Here is a 17,227-nt window from a genome sequence, read left to right on the forward strand (position 1 = left end):
GTCGCCCAAGGGACGGGAATGGGCAGAGGCGGAGGGGGCGAAGAAACGCGTTTGCCCAGTGCGGCCCGCCCCCGGAGAATGCACCCCCATGGGACATCTCGAAGCCGCGCATCTTGAGTACTACCTTCCCGACGGGAGGGCGCTGCTCGGCGATGTGTCGTTTCGGGTGGGGGAAGGGGCCGTCGTCGCCCTGGTGGGGCCCAACGGGGCCGGGAAGACGACGCTGCTGCGGCTGATCTCGGGGGAGCTGAAGGCGCACGGGGGGACCGTCACCGTGGGGGGCGGGCTGGGGGTGATGCGCCAGTTCGTGGGATCCGTGCGGGACGAGACGACCGTACGGGAGCTGCTCGTGTCCGTGGCGCCGCCGCGGATCCAGCAGGCCGCGAAGGCCGTGGACGCGGCCGAGCACGCGATGATGACCGTCGACGACGAGGCCGCGCAGCTCGGGTACGCGCAGGCGCTCTCCGACTGGGCCGAGGTGCAGGGGTACGAGTCCGAGACCCTCTGGGACATCTGCACCATGGCCGCGCTCGGCATCCCGTACGAGAAGGCGCAGTGGCGCCAGGTGCGGACGCTGTCCGGCGGTGAGCAGAAGCGGCTCGTGCTCGAAGCCCTGCTGCGCGGCACCGACGAGGTGCTGCTCCTGGACGAGCCGGACAACTATCTCGACGTACCCGGAAAGCGCTGGCTGGAGGAGCGGCTCAAGGAGACCCGCAAGACTGTCCTGTTCGTCTCCCATGACCGGGAGCTGCTGGCCCGCGCCGCCGAGAAGATCGTCAGCGTCGAGCCCAGCCCCGCCGGAGCGGACGCCTGGGTGCACGGCGGCGGCTTCGCGACGTACCACGAGGCGCGGCGGGAGCGGTTCGCCCGGTTCGAGGAGCTGCGCAGGCGCTGGGACGAGAAGCATGCCCAGTTGAAGAAGCTGGTGCTGAATCTGCGTCAGGCGGCCTCCATCAGCCATGAGTTGGCGTCCCGCTACCAGGCCGCGCAGACCAGGCTGCGGAAGTTCGAGGAGGCGGGGCCGCCTCCGGAGCCGCCGCGCGAGCAGGACATCAAGATGCGGCTGCACGGCGGCCGTACCGGAGTAAGGGCCATCACCTGCAAGGGACTTGAGCTCACCGGCCTGATGAACCCCTTCGACCTGGAGGTCTTCTACGGCGAACGGGTCGCCGTCCTCGGCTCCAACGGCTCGGGAAAGTCGCACTTCCTGCGGCTGCTCGCCGGCGACACCGTCGCGCACACGGGGGAGTGGAAGCTCGGCGCCCGCGTCGTGGCGGGCCACTTCGCGCAGACGCACGCCCACCCGGAGCTGGAGGGCCGCACCCTGCTCGACATCCTGTGGACCGAGCACGCCCAGGACCGTGGCGCTGCTTCGTCCCGGCTGCGCCGCTACGAGCTGACCGCACAGGCCGAGCAGCGGTTCGAGAAGCTGTCCGGCGGCCAGCAGGCCCGTTTCCAGATCCTCCTGCTCGAGCTGGCGGGCTCCACGGCCCTGCTCCTCGACGAGCCGACCGACAACCTCGACCTGGATTCCGCGGAGGCCCTCCAGGAGGGCCTGGAGGCGTACGAGGGGACGGTTCTCGCGGTCACCCACGACCGCTGGTTCGCGCGCTCCTTCGACCGCTACCTGGTCTTCGGCTCCGACGGCCGGGTACGGGAGACCCAGGAGCCGGTCTGGGACGAGCGGCGCGTGGAGCGGGCCCGGTAACGCCTGGAATCGGGGGTCCGGTCGGGAGGACCGCGACCCCGGATGTTCGTAGAGTGGAGGGAGACGGCGGGATCCACGGCTCCCTCCCGGACGCCGCTCGGGGCAAACTCGCCGGGCGGGTCTCCGGACCGCGCCGAAGGCCACGACGAGCGGGGTACCACCATGACCGGAGTCGACCCGGGCCGGCTGGACGACCAGCAGCTGATGAAAGAGCTGGAGACGATCCACCGCACGCGCCACGACACGCTGCTGCACGGTTCGAACGACGCGTTGCGGACCCACAACGACCGCATGGCGCAACTGGAGGGCGAGTACCTGCGCCGCCACCCGCGCCGCCCCGTCACAGCGGGCCGGACGCGTGAGGGAGCCCGGGAACGGGGCCCTGCCGGGGAGTGACCTGCGTCTGCCTCCAAAGGTCGAACTGCTCAGTCCTCAGGGGCGGTCGGGTGACCTTGCCACCGGTCGTGCGCGTACCTCGGTGTGCTCCCCGGGCCCGGGTCCACCGCCACCGCGAGGTCACCGAGGCTCACCATCCCCACCGGCCGGCCGTCCTCGACGACCGGGAGCCGGCGTACCGCGTGGTCGCGCATCAGCTTCGCCGCGGCCGACACCGCGTCCTCCGGGCCGATCACCACCGGATCGCGGGTGCACACGGCCTCGGCGCTCACGGTCAGCGGATCGGCACCGTCGGCTACTGCGCGCAGCGCGATGTCACGGTCGGTGAGGACCCCGATCACCCGGTGGTGGCCGACCACCAGGACACCGCGGATGTCCTGGGCGCGCATCAGCTGCGCGGCCTCCACGAGCGAGGCGTCCGGGCGGACCGCGACGACACCCGGCGTCATGACTTCCCTGACTTCCCTGGCTTCCCTGACGAAATCTGCCATGGCTGCTCGGCCTGCCTTCCTGCGTTCGCCGGCTGTGGGGGTGCGGGGGTGCGGGTACGCCGGTGTGACGAGGCCCGCAGTACCCCCGAGCCGGGCGCCCATGCCTTGCCTTCGGCTTCCTTGCCGGGTTCTTGAGGTTTGTGCCGCATCCGCCGGGGCAGGCGCAGTATCAGTGCTTCGGACAGGAGGCACGTCCGTGGGAGCGGTGTATCACGCGCCCCGGGTGTGCCTGTCCGGCGTACGGATGAGCTCCCACGGTGTCTGTCCAACCCAAGGCACCTGTAAGGGAGTTGCGACGCATCATGCGAACTCGAGCGAGCGCGAATCGCCATCCGTACGACGACGCCCCCGACACCGCGGGGTCATTCCGCAGGCTCGCCACGCTTCCCCCGGGCCGACAGCGCGACGCACTCCGCGAGGAGATCGTCGAAGCCTGGCTGCCGATGGCCGAACGGATCGCGGGACGGTTCCGCAACCGCGGCGAGAGCTACGACGACCTGCGCCAGGTCGCGGCACTCGGCCTGGTCAAGGCCGTCCACCGCTACGACCCCGAGCTCGGCAACGCCTTCGAGAGCTACGCCGTGCCGACCATCACCGGCGAGATCAAGCGGCACTTCCGCGATCACATGTGGACCCTGCACGTACCGCGCCGGGTCCAGGATCTGCGCAACCGCGTGCGGTCCGCGAACCAGGACCTGGCGGGGACCATCACGGGCCGCAGGCCCACCGTCGCAGAGGTCGCCGAGCACGCCCGGATGAGCGAGGAGGACGTCCGGACCGGCATGGAGGCCCTGGAGAGCTTCACCGCGCTCTCCCTCGACGCCGAGTTCCCGGGCAGCGAGGACGGCTACTCGCTCAGTGACTCCCTCGGCTCACCCGATCCGGCCCTGGCACCGTCATCGACCGCGAGGCCGTCAAGCCCCGGCTGCACGCCCTGCCCGAACGTGAACGCGCCATCCTCTACATGCGGTTCTTCGGCGACATGACCCAGAGCAGCATCGCCGAGGAGCTCGGCATCTCCCAGATGCACGTCTCCCGGCTGATCAGCCGCTGCTGCGACCGACTGCGCGACCAGGTCATGCGGGACGCGGCCTAGCGGACGCGGCCCCAGGGGGGTGCATCAGTTCAACCGCGCCATAGCCAGGGCGATATGACGGGACATCATGTCCATCGCCTGCGCCTCGGCCATCGAGAACGCCAGCCGGCCACCGCTCCTGAACAGGGTGAGGACCCCCCGCACGGGTCCTGCTGCGGAGGTCAGGGGCACGCAGAGCAGCGACGTCACATTGGCGCGTACGAGGAAGGGGTCGCCCGAGGTGTCCCGGCCGAAGACGTCCGGGTCCTCGGGGCGCACCTGCAAGGCCGTGGAACCGCCGCGTGCCGCTTCGACGACGAGGGGGCACGCGGCGGGATCCTGCGCGGCCAGGGCCGCGACCACCTCGGCGTACGCCGACGGCCGCTGGACCTCCGACGGTCCCTGGGCGTCCGACAGCGCTGGGGTGCCCGACGGGCCCGAGGCGTCCGCCAGTCCCGGGGCGTCCGACGGTCCGAGGACAGTCGTACGGGACAGGCGCGCGGCCCCGGTGTCCACCACCACCCAGTCCGCGAACCGCCCGTGCAGCACCCCGGCCGCCCGTTCGGGAACCGTGGACCGGTCCTCGCCGGACGCGCTCAGCAGCGTCGTGGTCATGGCGTCCACCAGGTCCATCAGCACCGTGTGCCGGGTGGTCTCGGTGAGGTTCGGCGCCGGGCCGGGCGTGTTCGCGCCCGAGGGCACCCGGGAATCCGCGGGCTGTAGTACGACGAGGACGGCGGACCGCGGTTCGCCGCTGGGCCGCAGCGCGGTGAGGGTCGCGCGCACCGGCGCCGAGGGCTGCTGCTGGAGGTGCACGGTGAGACTCCGGTCGCCGTCGCCTCGCGCCACCGCCGCCGCCTGTGAGCGGAACGCGGCACGGTCGGCGTGCGCGAGGAACCCGGTCAGCGGCCGGCCCGTCGCATAGCCGGCCCGGACACCGGTGAAGGATGCCGCCGCGAAGTTCAGCCGGCGCACCACCGTCTCGCGGTCCACCAGCGCGACCGGCACCGGCACCCGCTGGAAAAGTGCCTTGAGAAGCTGCTGCTCCTGGCGGTCGGTCGAGGCGATGCCGGACGGGCCGTCGGAGGACAGCTGCTGGAACCTGGGCCACAACTGGTCCGCCACATGGTCCAGTTCGAAGATCGCCGCGTCGAGCACCGTCGGAAGCTCGTCGGCGGGCACGGAGCGTGCCGACTTCAACTCCGCGACACGGCGCACGAAATCCGCGAGTTCTTCACCGAATTCATCCGTCTCCGCCATGCGATGAACGTAACCCGAACCTGAGGTTCCGGGGGCGGCGGGGGGTGGAACCCACAGGACCAGTTTTCCACGCAGGTGAGCGGGAAGGCGACGAGAAGACGAAGGAGTGAACCATGCCGGAATCCGAGCAACTCGGCCATCTGGGAACGGAATCACCCGAGTCCGCGCACCCCGGCAGGAGGCTGTCGGAACTCGTCGAGCAGGCCGCCCGCTGCACCACCGACTGCTGCGGCGCCAGCAGCATGGTCGCCGAAGGCGGCGCGGAACGGCCCGCCGCGGTCACCCACCCCGACCTCGCCGGACTCGTCTCCGTGCAGCTGCGCTCCGGCGACGGACCGATCCCGGCCGCACTGGAACGCGGAGAGCCCGTCGACTCGGCGGACCTGCTCAGCGACGAGCGCTGGCCGGCGTACCGCGCCATGGCCCTCGACGCGGGCGTGCGCTCCAGCGTCACCATCCCCTTCCGGCGCTCCGGGCTGACCGTGACCCTCAGCCTCTACAGCTTCCGCCCCGGCGCCCTGGAAGACGCCCCGCACGGCCCCGCCCGCGCGCTCGGCGACCTCGCCGCGAGCTGCCTGGTCCGCGACCGCTCCTACCGTGCCGCGCTCACCGAGGTGGACCAGCTGGGTGCCGCACTGCGCTCCCGGCCCGTCGTCGACCAGGCCTGCGGCATCGTCATGCATGTGCTGGGCTGCGACGCGGACACCGCCTTCGGGGTGCTGCGCCGGATCTCCCAGGGCACCAACCGCAAACTGTCCGAGGTCGCGGCGGCCGTCGTGGACAAGCGCGGCCGCGGCCTGGAGAAGGAACTGGTCTCGCTCCACAACTGACGGTCCCGCACCGTCACCCACCCGGCGGTGCGGGTAGCGCGAATGGTGCCCGGCGGCGGGCGCCCGGCGCCCCGGCGGGCTGTGATGGGCCCCGGGGGCACGACGGCCGTGCCCCCTTCCGTGCCCCGCCGAAGGAGCCCAGCCCATGCGCCGTACCGCCCGTGTCCTGTCCGCCACCGCCCTGGCCGGCGTCGCCCTGGGGGCCGCCGCCTCGGCCGCGTCCGCGGATCCGGCCGCGGAGGTCACCCCGGGCTCCGTCGAGCCCGGCGGCACCGTCACCATCTCCGTCACCTGCGACGCGATCGGCGGAGCCCCGCCCGACTTCATCGACGCCAACTCGAAGGGCTTCGAGGAGGGCAAGGTCCAGCTGCGCCGGGTCGCGGGCAACGACGAGGGCGCGGGCAGCGACGGAAGTGTGGCGGCGGCCGCCGCGTACAGCGGCACGGCCCGCATCCCGCCCGGCGAGAACCCCGACTCCGGCGGCGCAGGCGAGAACCCCGACGTCGGTGGCGGCGCCGTGGGCCCCGACTCCGGTGGCGCCGGCGTAGGTCCCGACTCCGGCGGCGCTCCCGAGAACGAGTGGGGCGTCGACGGCGTGTGCCCCGTGGCACCCGGTGGCCGCGAGAAACAGTGGACCGCCAAGTACACCGTGGCCCGTGGCACCGCCACCGCCCGCGGCACCGTGGAGCGCCCCGCCCCGGTCCAGCGCGGCGTCCGAGCCGGCGAGGGCGGCACCTTCTCCGACTCCCTCCCGGCCCTGATCACCGGCGGCGTCCTGATCACCGGCGCGCTGGGCGCGGCCGTATACCGCCTGCGGAACAAGGACGCGTCGGCGGACGGCTGACGCCGCGACGGAGGCAACCGCCCGTGGGGTGACAAGACGCCGGGTACAGGGGGACAGGGGCTCGAGCGGGACTGGACGAGATCGAGCGGAGCTGGACGAGTTATGAGACAGGAGCAGTGGAAGCTGTACGCAGACGGAGACGCCGGAACCGGTGATGGCACCGGCGGCTCGGGCTGAGCGGTACGGGCAGCGGGGTCACCGGCCCTGGAGCGAAGGCCGGGACCGGTCACCGGGCCACCTGCTCCGGACCCGAACACGGCACGGCACTGCACCACGGACTGCGCGGAGGCACCTATGCGGCGGACGGATCCGGAAGGGCACGGGCCCGTGCGCTACGGGCCGCCGCTTCCCGATCAGGGGCTGCCGGTGCTGCCGGAGCTGCGTGCCGTGCTTGCCGCCGCCGCGGACCGGACCCACGCCGAGCCCTCGGGCGGCGGACCGGAGATCCTGGACGCGGCCTGCGCCTACTGGTCCCGGCGCGGACTGCCCACCGCACCCGACCGGGTGGCCGCCGCCCCCGGCGCCCCCGCACTGCTCCTCGCGCTGACCGGCGCGCTCGGCGGCGACGTCCTGGTGCCGCGCCCGTGTGCCGCGTGGTGGGCGCCGCAGGCACGCCTGCTGGGAAGATCCGTGTTCCATGTGGCGACGCCCGCGGAGTGCGGCGGCGTCCCGGATCCGTACGCCCTCCTGGAGACCGTGCGCAGGGTGCGCGCCGAAGGCGGTGACCCGCGGCTGCTCGTCCTCTCCGTCGCCGACGACCCCACCGCCACCGTCGCGCCCCCCGAGGTGGTCCACGAGACCGTCGAGGCCGCGGTGGGCGAGGGACTGCACATCGTCAGCGACGAGACCTGGCGCGACACCCTGCACCAGCCGCACGACACCGTGCTGCTCAGCCCCGCCGAGATGCTCCCCGGCGAGGTCACCGTCCTCACGGACCTCGCCGGCCCCTTCCTGCCGCAGGGCTGGCCCGCCGCCGTCGCTCGCTTCACCGACAACGACTTCGGCGTCCGGCTGCGCGCCCGCGTCCTCGACGTACTCACCGTGCTCGGTGCCCGGGTCGCCGAACCGGTCGCCGCGGCGGCCGCGTACGCGCTCGGCGAGGGCGACGGGATCACCGGGCGGCTCGCGGCCTCCGTACGCCTCCACGCGCGCGTGGCCACCGCCGCGCACCAGGCGGTGGTCGGCTCGGGCGCGTTCGCGCGGCCCCCGCGGGCCGGCAGGCACCTGTACGTGGACCTCGGGCCGCTGCGCTCCGCACTCGGCGCGCACGGGGTCGGCGACGCGCAGGACCTGGAGGACTTCCTCACCGCCCGGCTCGGCCTGCCCGCGCCGGGCGGACACCGGTTCGGCGACGAACTCGCGGCACTCCGGGTGCGGCTGGCCACCGGTCCGCTGCTCGGCCGGACGGACGAGGAGCGGGCGGAATGCCTCACGTCACCCTCGCCGTTGGAACTGCCGCATGTGCAACGCGCGTTGACCCTGTTGGGGTCAGCCTTCGACGATCTCCGAGATGACGCTCAGCGATGGGAGCCTCCTCGATGACGCAGCAGTCCGAGTCGACCACGAGCACGAGCAGCGCCACCACCACGACCACCCAGGACGCGGACGAACCGGCGTCCTCGTCGGCCCCGGCACCGACCGGGGCCCTGTCGCCGCTCCTCCCGCTCGCCGAGCCCCGTCCGCTCGGCGAGAGGCGTGTCTGGCCGCGGACCTTCGCGGAGCGGCTGACGGCGCCGCTGCCGGGGCTGCGGGCCTTCGCGCGGTTCGCCCGCGAGGGCGCGCTGCGGCCGGGTCCCGACGGTCTTGCCGACATCCCGGTGCTGCCGTTCGAACCGGGGCCGCTGCCGCAGGTGGGCGTGCACACCGTCGCCGTCTCCTGGGCGGGGCACGCGAGTTGGGTGATCCGTGTCGGCGGGCTCACCGTCCTCACCGACCCGGTCTGGTCCCGCAAGATCCTCGGCACCCCGGCCCGGATCACGCCCGTCGGCGTAGCCTGGAACGCGCTGCCGCGCGTCGACGCGGTCGTCATCAGCCACAACCACTACGACCACCTGGACGCGCCGACCCTGCGCCGGCTCCCGCGCGACACACCGGTGTTCGTACCGGGGGGCCTCGCGCGCTGGTTCAGGCGCCGCCGGTTCACCCAGGTCACCGAGCTCGACTGGTGGGAAGCGGCCGAACTGGGCGGCGTTCGCTTCGACTTCGTGCCCGCCCATCACTGGTCCAAGCGCAGCCTCACCGACACCTGCCGCACGCTCTGGGGCGGCTGGGTCCTGACCGCCCCCGACGGACAGCGCGTGTACTTCGCGGGCGACACGGGGTACGGCCACTGGTTCGCCCAGATCGGGCGGCGGTACCCGGGTATCGACCTCGCGCTGCTTCCCATCGGTGCGTACGACCCCCGGTGGTGGCTGAGTGACGTCCACTGCGATCCGGAGGAGGCCGTTCGAGCCGCCGTCGATCTGGGGGCCCGGCGGATGTCGCCCATGCACTGGGGGACGTTCGTCCTCTCCGCCGAGCCGGTTCTCGAACCGTTGACCCGGGTTCGGGCGGCCTGGGAGAAGGCGGGGCTGGACCGGGAGGATTTGTGGGATCTGCCGGTGGGGGGTTCCCGGGTTCTGGGGTGATTCCGGTTGTGGGGTGACTGCGGGCTGTTCTGGGTTGCTCGCGCAGTTCCCCGCGCCCCTATAGGGCTACGCCCTACTGGGGCGCCGTTCTGCGCATTCGGCGCCACACGCTCGGCGCCAGGCTGATCACCACCGTCAGGACCACCGCCGCCACCACGCCCTCCCAGGGCTCGCTGAAGAGGGAGCCGCCCAGGATGCCGATGAGCTGGTAGGTCACCGCCCAGGCCAGGCAGGCGGGGATGTCGCCGCGGGCGAAGGTGCGCAGGGGCATCTTCGCCAGCAGGCAGGCGAGCATCACCGGGATGCGGCCGGCCGGGACGAGGCGGGAGAGGACCAGTACGGCGATTCCGTGGTCGTCGAGTTTCTCCTGTGCCCGGGTGAGGCGGTCCTCGGGTGCGCGGGCGCGGAGGGCCTCCAGCCAGCGCGAGCCGTTCTTGGAACCCATCCCGCGCTGCCCCAGCCAGTACAGCGCGACGTCGCCGAGGAACGCCGCGAGCGCCGCCACCACGAAGACCAGCAGCAGCGCGAAAGGCGCCGTCTGATGAAAGGCCACCACGGCCGCCGAACTCACCAGCGCACCCGTCGGCACCACCGGCACCAGCGCGCCGATGAGCACCAGCAGGAAGAGTGTCGGGTACCCGATCGCCTGCTGCGTGGACTCGGGTGCCGTGGTCGAGGCCGCGGCCAGGAAACTCACCGGACCACCGCCGGACGCACGGACAGGCTCGCGGCCCCTGAGGCCGCGGCGGTCAGGGGTGTCACTTCGCGACCTCCGGCCATACGCTCTCGCCGTGTCCGAGCCGGTGCACCGCGACCTGGGGTGCGCGCTCGGCGGCGAGGCGCACGAACTCCTCGCCCGGCGCGTGGAATTCATGGGGGCGCACAGCGTCCATTCCGATCGGCCAGTACGTGCCGTAGTGCACCGGCACAGCGCTCCGGGGCATCAGCCGGGCGAGCGCCTCTGCCGCGCGCCCTGCATCCAGATGTTCTTCCCCGAGATACGGCCCCCATCCGCCGACCGGCAACAGTGCCACGTCGACCGGCCCGACCTCCTCGGCCATCGAGTCGAACAGCCCGGTGTCCCCGGCGAAGTACGTGCGGGCCTCGCCCTCGACCACGAAACCCACGGCGGGTGCCCGGTGCGGACCGAGCGGCAGCCGCCGCCCGTCATGGCGCGCCGACACCGTGCGTACGACCAGGTCACCGACGTCCGTCCGGTCGCCGGGCGCCACCTCGGTGAGCAGCAGATGGTCCAGCCTGCGCAGCGCGGGCACCGCACGCGGCGCGCCCCGGGGCACGAGCACGCGGGTGCCAGGCGCGAGCCGCGCCAGCGAGGGCAGATGCAGATGGTCGGAGTGCAGATGCGAGACCAGCGCGACGTCGGCCACCGCCGCCTCGGGAGGGGGCGGCGCCCCGCGCCTGCGCCTGAGGTGCGCGAGCCGGCGCGCGAACAGCGGGTCCGTGAGCACGCGCGTGCCGGAGTCCTCCAGCGTGCAGGTGGCGTGCCCCCACCAGGTGATCTCCACCGGCACTTCTTTGCCTCCCTCGCGCGACTCCCCCCGAGCCTACGGGCAGGAGTATGGTCGGCGACGAAACCCGGAGGTGAGGGGGACGCCATGGGAGAAGCGCGCGGTGCCTCCGGCACGCACGCCCTCAGGTGCCCGGAGGGGCCGGCATCGCTGCGCGTCACGGCGATCGCGAGCCTGACGCCCCTGGAGGAACTGGACGCGGACCCCTTCCTGGTGGACTCCCGCGGCCAGCACGCGATGTGCGCCCGCTGGGCCGCCGAACACGGCTACGTCGTCACACGGGAACTCCTCGTACGAGGACTGCGTCCCGACCACCGCACCCTGTGGGCCGACGTCGAGGCGGGCCTCGTCGACCTGTTCGTCGCGCCCAGCCACCGCGTCCTGGAGCGCGCCCTCGCCTCGGTCGACGAGTTCACCGCCGAGTGCGTACGCCGCGGGGTACGGGTCGAGACCGTCGGCAGCGCCGAACCCTCCTACGACGCCCAGATGAAGGCCCGGGTCCACCGCCGTCTGTCGATGCCGACCGCGGGGTACGACGGCCGCTGAGCCGCTGACCTGGAACTGTGACCGGGGGACAACCGGCTCCGCCCACCCGTTGTGACAGGGTGGGAGCAGGCCTCGCGGACCGGGCGGGCCGGGACGTGAGGTGGACAGGGCGTGGGTGGAGGGCGTTGGCGGCGGGTCCTCAGCGGGGTGTGGCGGAGTGTCGCGGTGTGGGCCGTGTCCACGGTCACGATGCTCGTCCTCGCCGGCCTGCTGCCCGACTTCAAGCTGCAGTCGGACACCGGGGACAGCGCCACGCGGATCGGCGTCACCGCGGGGGTCGGCGCGGCCGTCTTCGGTCTGCTGTCGTCCCTGGTGTGGCCGCTGCTCGTCAGGGCGCTGCTCCTGGTGCCCGCGCTCGTGCTCGGGCTGCTCGTCTTCTTCCTCAACGGGACCCTGCTGCTGATCGCCCTGCGGATCAACCCCTCCGGGCAGGGCGAGGCCGCCCCCGAGACCGCCGTCGTCGTCGCCGCCGTGATGTCCGCCGTCGCCTCGGCCACCGGTGGTGCCCTCGCCGTACGGGACGACGACGCCTACCGGCGCAGGCTGTACCGGCTCGCGGACCGGCGCCGCAGGCGCGCCCCCGGACAGGCCGGCCCCTCGACGCCCGGCGCCGTCTTCCTCCAGCTCGACGGCGTGGGCCACGACGTGCTGCTGGAGGCGGTGGGCAAGGGACTCATGCCGACCGTGGCCCAGTGGCTGGGCGGTGGCGGGGCGGGAGCGCGCCACACCCACCGGCTCACCCCCTGGCGCACCGACTGGTCCAGCCAGACCGGCGCCAGCCAGCTCGGCATCCTGCACGGCAGCAACCACGACGTCCCGGCCTTCAGGTGGTACGAGAAGGACAGCCAGGAGGTCATGGTCTGCAACCGGCCCAGCAGCGCCGCCGAACTCCAGCGCCGGGCCATCGAGCACACCGGCGACGGGGGACTGCTCACCGCAGACGGCGCCAGCCGCGGCAACCTCTTCAGCGGCGGCGCCGACCAGCTGGCCCTCGTGCTGTCGATGGCCGCGAGGAGGGGCAAGGAGAACCGCGACCGGGCGGGCTACTTCACGTACTTCATCGACCCCGCCAACGCCGTCCGCACCGCCATGTCCTTCGTCGCCGAGGTCTTCCGGGAGATCGGCCAGTCCACCCGGTGCCGTGCCAGGAAGCAGCGGCCGCGCGTCAAACGCGGCGGGCTGTACCCCTTCATCCGCGCCTTCGCGACCGTCGTCGAGCGTGACGTCGTCGTCGCCGCGGTGATCGGCGACATGCTCGCCGGGCGCAACTCGGTCTACGCGGACCTGGTGGCGTACGACGAAGTGGCACACCACTCCGGCCCGCGCGGCCGGGACACCGAGAAGGTCCTGGCGCGGCTCGACCGTTCACTCGCGCTGATCGCGAAGGTCGCCGAGCACGCCCCCCGGCCCTACCGGATCGTGCTGCTCTCCGACCACGGCCAGAGCCCCGGCGAGACCTTCCTGACCTGGTACGGGCTCAGTCTCGGCAACCTGGTCCGGGCCGGCTGCGGGCTGCCCGTGCCGCGCAAGGCCCGCCGCACCCACAGCGGCGCCGAGGCCCGGGCGGCGGTGCGGGCGGCGCTACGCAGGCCCGTCGAGGAGGGCGGCGAGCAGCACCGGCCCGCGCGCCGGTCCGAGCCCATCGTGCTGGCCTCCGGGAACCTCGGACTGATCTCCTTCCCCGACGTGCCGCACCGGATGAGCCGCGAGGAGATCGACCGGCGCCATCCCGCGCTGCTCTCCACGCTCGCCAACCATCCCGGCGTCGGCTTCGTGCTCGTACGCAGCGAGGAGCACGGCGGGCTCGTCCTCGGCGCGCACGGAGCAGAGGTTCCGGTGGACGAGCTCGACGACGAACACCCGGGCCCGCTGGCCGACTTCGGCCCCGGCGCCGCCGAGGCCGTACGACGGACGCACTCCTTCCCGCACGTCGCCGACATCATGGTCAACTCCTGGTACGACCCCGAGGAGGGCGAAGTCCTCGCCTTCGAGGAGCAGATCGGCTCGCACGGGGGACTCGGCGGCGCCCAGGGACACCCCTTCCTGCTGTCGCCCCTCGCGCTGTCCGCGCCGGTCGAGGACGGCGCCGAACTGGTCGGCGCGGAGCAGGTGCACCACGTACTGCGGCGCTGGCTGCGCGAGTGCGACGGGCCTCAAGTGCCGCTGACGGCACGGCCGAACGAGCGGGCCGCCTGAGCACGCTCCTGGGGCCGCCGGAAAGCGGCCGCCTGAGCACGTCCCTGGGGCCGCCGGAAAATGGGCTGCGGTGCACGGACCTCCGCGCACACACTGTCCGTATCGGACACCGCGCAACGGCGCGCCCTACTCGTACATCCCAGGAGCCTCGTGCAGGCAGCTGTCACCATCACTCCCGCCCGGATACCCGAGCTGCTGCTCGGTCTCGCGACCGTTCGGCCGGTCTTCATCTGGGGGGCTCCCGGCATCGGAAAGTCGTCCCTGGTGAGGGAGTTCGCCGAGTCCCTCGGCCTGGAGTGTGTGAGCCTGCTCGGTACGCAGCTCGCGCCCGAGGACCTCATCGGCGTGCCGCAGATCCGCGACGGGCGCTCGGTGTTCTGCCCGCCGGAGGCGATCGCCCGCGACGAGCCGTACTGCCTGTTCCTGGACGAGCTGAACGCGGCGACGCCGGACGTGCAGAAGGCGTTCTACTCGCTCATCCTGGACCGGCGCATCGGCAACTACGAACTGCCGCAGGGCTCGATCGTGATCGGCGCGGGCAACCGCGCGACGGACAACGCCCTCGCGCGTCCCATCGCCTCCGCGCTGATCAACCGCCTCGCCCACGTGCACCTTGAGGCCTCCCCGAAGGACTGGCTCGTGTGGGCCGCCGCCAACGACATCCACCCGTGGATCCTCGACCACCTCACCGACCGCCCCGACCACCTGTGGTCCAAGCCGCCCAAGACGGAGGAGCCCTTCTCCACGCCCCGCTCCTGGCACATGCTGTCCGACGCCCTGCGCTCCTTCGGCCCGGCCCTCGACGAGGACACCCTGAAGGTGATCGCGCACGGCACGCTGACTCCCGCGCACGCGGTCGCCTTCTGCGGCTACGTCAAGATCGTGCGCAGCCGGTTCGGTATCGAGGCCATCATCAAGGGCGAGGCCCGCTGGCCCAGCCGCCTGGAGGACCGCGACCTGCTCTACTACCTCGCCGAGTCCTTCCGCGGCCGACTCGTCAAGGAGCTGCCCGCCAGCAAGGAGCACACCTCGGAGCACGGGCGGCAGACCGCGTTCCGCGCCAAGTCGCTGCTCGTGCAGCTCGCCGAGATCTCCGTCGAGGTCGCCCAGAGTGTCATCGCGGCCGACGTCGACGGCAATCCCGTACTGCCCGCGTGGTTCCTGGTGGAGGCGGCGCGGGACATGCCGCGCCTGGTGGAGGCGCGGCGATGAACGGCACGTGCGAGGCGGAGGCGCTGCGATGAGCCGCAAGCGCAAGCAGGGCGACAAGGAGAAGCCTGATCCGGCCGCCGAGGCGTTCGCGGAGGGGATGCGGCTGGTGCGGGCCAACCGCGCCCTTGCCGCCATCGGGTTCAGCACCTGCCGTCAGAAGGACTGCGAGGCAAACCCCCGTGACGGCCTCGTCCGCGTCGACTCCGGCGGTGTGCTGCATGTGCACCCCACCCGCCGCGCCGAGCCGGCCGAATGGGCCTGGGCCGCCGCGCACGCCATCATCCACCTCGGCTTCGGCCACGTCCCGGCGGCCACCGGCGAACGGGTGCAGCCCGACCGCTTCGACCTCGCCGCCCGCTGCGCCGTGGTCAACCGCTTCCTGCTCGGCTTCCCCGTCGGCCTGACCCCCGAGGACCTGCCGGACTCCTACCCCGACGGCGACGAGGAGCAGTTGGCCGCGCGCTGGCGCCGCGACGGGATTCCGGCGGCGTACGAGCGGTGCGGTACGGCGGGCGCTGATCCGGACCAGCTCCTCGTGACCTGGCACACCTGGAGCGGCGGCACCGCGCCCGACTGGCAGCTCGCCTTCGCGCACGCGCTGACCCGCACCATGGCCGCCGCGATGGACATGGCGGGCGGCCGCCGCGCCTCCATGCGCGGCGGACCCACCCGGCTGCAGCCCTGGGAGAAGGCGCTGAGCTGGTTCGTCTCCTCCTACCCCCTCCTCGGCGGCATCGCGGCCGGCATCACCGTCGTCGCCGATGCCGAACTCGCCCGCGCCCACGGCATTTCCATCGCCGCGGTCAACGCGGAGGCGGCCGAGATCTACATCAACCCGCTGCGCGAGTTCGACGACGAGGAATGGCGGTTCGTCCTCGCCCACGAGATGCTGCACGCCGCCCTGCGCCACAGCGACCGCTGCGGTACCCGCGACCCGTACCTCTTCAACATCGCCGCGGACTACGTCATCAACGGCTGGCTGAACGAGATGCAGGTCGGCTCGATGCCCGAAGGGCTGCTGTACGACCAGGAGTTGAAGGACCTGTCGGCGGAGGAGGTGTACGACAGGATCGCGACGGACCTGCGCCGGATGCGCCGCCTGTCCACACTGCGCGGCAAGGGCGTCGGCGACATGCTCGGCGGCCCGCTCGGCTCCCCGCGCGACTACGTCGACCTCGACGAGTTCTACCGCAGAGGCCTGCGCCAGGGTCTTGACCTGCACCAGCGGCAGGAGCGCGGCTTCCTGCCCGGCGGCCTGGTCGAGGAGATCCGCGCGCTCAGCCATCCGCCGCTGGCCTGGGACGCCCAACTGGCCCGCTGGTTCGACGAGTTCGTGCCCCGCCCCGAGCCCCTGCGGACGTACGCGCGTCCCTCCCGCCGCCAGGCGGCCACCCCCGACATCCCGCGCGCGGGCCGCTACTTCCCGCCCGAGGAGATCGCCCGCTGCACCTTCGGCGTGGTCCTCGACACCTCCGCCTCCATGGACCGCACGCTGCTCGGCAAGGCGCTGGGCGCCATCGCCTCGTACGCCGAGGCCCGTGACGTACCGGCCGCGCGTGTCGTCTTCTGCGACGCCGCGCCGCACGACGCGGGCTATCTGCCGGTGACGGAGATCGCCGGACGCGTACGGGTGCGCGGGCGCGGCGGTACGGTCCTGCAGCCGGGCGTCGACCTTCTGCACCGCGCCGACGACTTCCCGCCGGGGGCGCCCATGCTGGTGATCACGGACGGCTGGTGCGACGTCCTACGGGTGCGGCGCGAGCACGCGTACCTGATTCCGCAGGGTGCGCGGCTGCCGTTCACCGCGCGGGGGCCGGTGTTCCGGGTGAGTTGAGCGGGCGCGGCCCGATCCGCTGGGTGCTCCGGGCCCGGGTGTGATCGGATGGGGCATACGGAACCCCGGGAACGGGACCACACCCGAAAGGACCCATCGTGGCAACCACGCGCTCTGCACACACCGTCTGGGAAGGCAACCTGCTCGAGGGCAACGGCGTCGTCACCTTCGACTCCTCCGGCGCCATCGACGAGCAGCCCGTGACGTGGGCGTCGCGCGCCCAGGACGCGAACGGCAAGACCAGCCCCGAAGAGCTGATCGCGGCCGCCCACTCCAGCTGCTTCTCCATGGCGTTCTCGCACGCCCTCGCGGGGGCCGGTACCCCGCCCACCAAGCTCGTCACCTCCGCCGACGTCTCCTTCCAGCCCGGCGAGGGCATCACCGGCATCCACCTCACCGTCGAGGGCACGGTGCCGGGCATCGAGGAGGACGCCTTCGTCGCTGCGGCCGAGGACGCCAAGAAGAACTGCCCGGTCAGCCAGGCGCTCACCGGCACGACGATCACGCTGTCGGCGAAGCTCGCCTGACACGGATGCACCATGCGCCGCCGCGGTCCCCTTGAAGGGGCCGCGGCGCCGTCATGTCCGGCCCGCGCAGAGCCTCCGCCTCGTTGAAGCGCAGGGCACCGCCCCATTGACAGATGCGCACTCAAGTTTTGTGCTTGAGGGCGGGCAGAGCC

Annotated in this window: 15 protein-coding genes and 1 pseudogene; 12 read left to right on the forward strand and 4 right to left on the reverse strand. The window is 72.6% G+C overall.

Going from position 1 to position 17,227, the window contains the following annotated elements:
* The first annotated feature begins 88 nt into the window (after positions 1–88).
* Together OG219_RS38805 and OG219_RS38810 are read left to right on the forward strand one after the other, a co-directional pair.
* Complete coding sequence (locus OG219_RS38805; protein WP_266834674.1) at positions 89–1,708, forward strand: ATP-binding cassette domain-containing protein; 1,620 nt, start codon at positions 89–91, stop codon at positions 1,706–1,708.
* A gap of 162 nt (positions 1,709–1,870) precedes the next feature.
* Positions 1,871–2,104 carry a DUF6158 family protein gene (locus OG219_RS38810; RefSeq protein ID WP_266834676.1) on the forward strand — a complete coding sequence of 78 codons (234 nt, stop codon included), beginning with the start codon at positions 1,871–1,873 and terminating at the stop codon, positions 2,102–2,104.
* A gap of 29 nt (positions 2,105–2,133) precedes the next feature.
* Here the strand turns inward: OG219_RS38810 and OG219_RS38815 are convergent, their stop codons facing one another.
* Positions 2,134–2,595 carry a CBS domain-containing protein gene (locus tag OG219_RS38815; RefSeq protein ID WP_266834678.1) on the reverse strand — a complete coding sequence of 154 codons (462 nt, stop codon included), beginning with the start codon at positions 2,593–2,595 and terminating at the stop codon, positions 2,134–2,136.
* Between the two features lie 302 nt (positions 2,596–2,897).
* On the opposite strand from OG219_RS38815, the pseudogene OG219_RS38820 reads away from it, so the two are divergent.
* Positions 2,898–3,691, forward strand: a pseudogene (locus tag OG219_RS38820) (RNA polymerase sigma factor SigF).
* Between the two features lie 24 nt (positions 3,692–3,715).
* Here OG219_RS38820 and OG219_RS38825 read toward each other — a convergent pair.
* Entirely contained in the window at positions 3,716–4,930 is a 1,215-nt protein-coding gene (locus OG219_RS38825; protein ID WP_266834680.1) for a PAS domain-containing protein, read from the reverse strand.
* A 113-nt stretch (positions 4,931–5,043) separates the two neighbouring features.
* Between OG219_RS38825 and OG219_RS38830 the strand changes: the two genes are divergently transcribed.
* From OG219_RS38830 to OG219_RS38845, 4 genes are all read left to right on the forward strand, one after another.
* Entirely contained in the window at positions 5,044–5,760 is a 717-nt protein-coding gene (locus OG219_RS38830) for an ANTAR domain-containing response regulator (protein ID WP_266834682.1), read from the forward strand.
* A 145-nt stretch (positions 5,761–5,905) separates the two neighbouring features.
* Positions 5,906–6,604, forward strand: coding sequence for a hypothetical protein (locus OG219_RS38835; protein WP_266834684.1), 699 nt, complete (start codon positions 5,906–5,908; stop codon positions 6,602–6,604).
* 294 nt (positions 6,605–6,898) lie between these two features.
* Positions 6,899–8,146, forward strand: a complete 1,248-nt coding sequence (locus tag OG219_RS38840; RefSeq protein ID WP_266834686.1) for an aminotransferase class I/II-fold pyridoxal phosphate-dependent enzyme — start codon at positions 6,899–6,901, stop codon at positions 8,144–8,146.
* Entirely contained in the window at positions 8,143–9,231 is a 1,089-nt protein-coding gene (locus OG219_RS38845) for an MBL fold metallo-hydrolase (RefSeq protein WP_266834688.1), read from the forward strand. The genes OG219_RS38840 and OG219_RS38845 overlap by 4 nt, the downstream gene beginning before the upstream one ends.
* A gap of 73 nt (positions 9,232–9,304) precedes the next feature.
* On the opposite strand, the gene OG219_RS38850 is transcribed toward OG219_RS38845, so the two are convergent.
* Both OG219_RS38850 and OG219_RS38855 read right to left on the reverse strand, forming a co-directional pair.
* Positions 9,305–9,928 (reverse strand): DedA family protein, encoded by a 624-nt coding sequence (locus tag OG219_RS38850; RefSeq protein WP_266834690.1) that lies wholly within the window; start codon positions 9,926–9,928, stop codon positions 9,305–9,307.
* 61 nt (positions 9,929–9,989) lie between these two features.
* On the reverse strand, positions 9,990–10,763 hold the full coding sequence (locus tag OG219_RS38855; protein WP_266834692.1) for an MBL fold metallo-hydrolase: 774 nt from the start codon (positions 10,761–10,763) through the stop codon (positions 9,990–9,992).
* A gap of 84 nt (positions 10,764–10,847) precedes the next feature.
* Between OG219_RS38855 and OG219_RS38860 the strand changes: the two genes are divergently transcribed.
* The 5 genes from OG219_RS38860 (at position 10,848) to OG219_RS38880 (ending at position 17,075) form a co-directional block, all read left to right on the forward strand.
* Complete coding sequence (locus tag OG219_RS38860; RefSeq protein WP_266834694.1) at positions 10,848–11,306, forward strand: hypothetical protein; 459 nt, start codon at positions 10,848–10,850, stop codon at positions 11,304–11,306.
* Between the two features lie 111 nt (positions 11,307–11,417).
* Positions 11,418–13,502 (forward strand): phage holin family protein, encoded by a 2,085-nt coding sequence (locus OG219_RS38865; RefSeq protein WP_266834696.1) that lies wholly within the window; start codon positions 11,418–11,420, stop codon positions 13,500–13,502.
* A 150-nt stretch (positions 13,503–13,652) separates the two neighbouring features.
* Positions 13,653–14,714, forward strand: a complete 1,062-nt coding sequence (locus OG219_RS38870) for an ATP-binding protein (RefSeq protein WP_266834698.1) — start codon at positions 13,653–13,655, stop codon at positions 14,712–14,714.
* Positions 14,715–14,742: 28 nt separating this feature from the next.
* The gene (locus tag OG219_RS38875; RefSeq protein WP_266834700.1) at positions 14,743–16,548 is read left to right on the forward strand and encodes a hypothetical protein; all 1,806 of its coding nucleotides are present in this window, start codon (positions 14,743–14,745) and stop codon (positions 16,546–16,548) included.
* A gap of 98 nt (positions 16,549–16,646) precedes the next feature.
* Positions 16,647–17,075 carry an OsmC family protein gene (locus OG219_RS38880; protein WP_266834702.1) on the forward strand — a complete coding sequence of 143 codons (429 nt, stop codon included), beginning with the start codon at positions 16,647–16,649 and terminating at the stop codon, positions 17,073–17,075.
* Positions 17,076–17,227 lie beyond the last annotated feature (152 nt).

It is taken from the genome of Streptomyces sp. NBC_00038, from assembly GCF_026343635.1.
Taxonomy (GTDB): domain Bacteria; phylum Actinomycetota; class Actinomycetes; order Streptomycetales; family Streptomycetaceae; genus Streptomyces.

Coding starts and splice junctions, on each gene's coding strand:
- OG219_RS38805 (WP_266834674.1), top strand. CDS start 89: ATGGGACATCTCGAAGCCGCGCATCTTGAGTACTACCTTCCCGACGGG.
- OG219_RS38810 (WP_266834676.1), top strand. CDS start 1,871: ATGACCGGAGTCGACCCGGGCCGGCTGGACGACCAGCAGCTGATGAAA.
- OG219_RS38815 (WP_266834678.1), bottom strand. CDS start 2,595: ATGGCAGATTTCGTCAGGGAAGCCAGGGAAGTCAGGGAAGTCATGACG.
- OG219_RS38825 (WP_266834680.1), bottom strand. CDS start 4,930: ATGGCGGAGACGGATGAATTCGGTGAAGAACTCGCGGATTTCGTGCGC.
- OG219_RS38830 (WP_266834682.1), top strand. CDS start 5,044: ATGCCGGAATCCGAGCAACTCGGCCATCTGGGAACGGAATCACCCGAG.
- OG219_RS38835 (WP_266834684.1), top strand. CDS start 5,906: ATGCGCCGTACCGCCCGTGTCCTGTCCGCCACCGCCCTGGCCGGCGTC.
- OG219_RS38840 (WP_266834686.1), top strand. CDS start 6,899: ATGCGGCGGACGGATCCGGAAGGGCACGGGCCCGTGCGCTACGGGCCG.
- OG219_RS38845 (WP_266834688.1), top strand. CDS start 8,143: ATGACGCAGCAGTCCGAGTCGACCACGAGCACGAGCAGCGCCACCACC.
- OG219_RS38860 (WP_266834694.1), top strand. CDS start 10,848: ATGGGAGAAGCGCGCGGTGCCTCCGGCACGCACGCCCTCAGGTGCCCG.
- OG219_RS38875 (WP_266834700.1), top strand. CDS start 14,743: ATGAGCCGCAAGCGCAAGCAGGGCGACAAGGAGAAGCCTGATCCGGCC.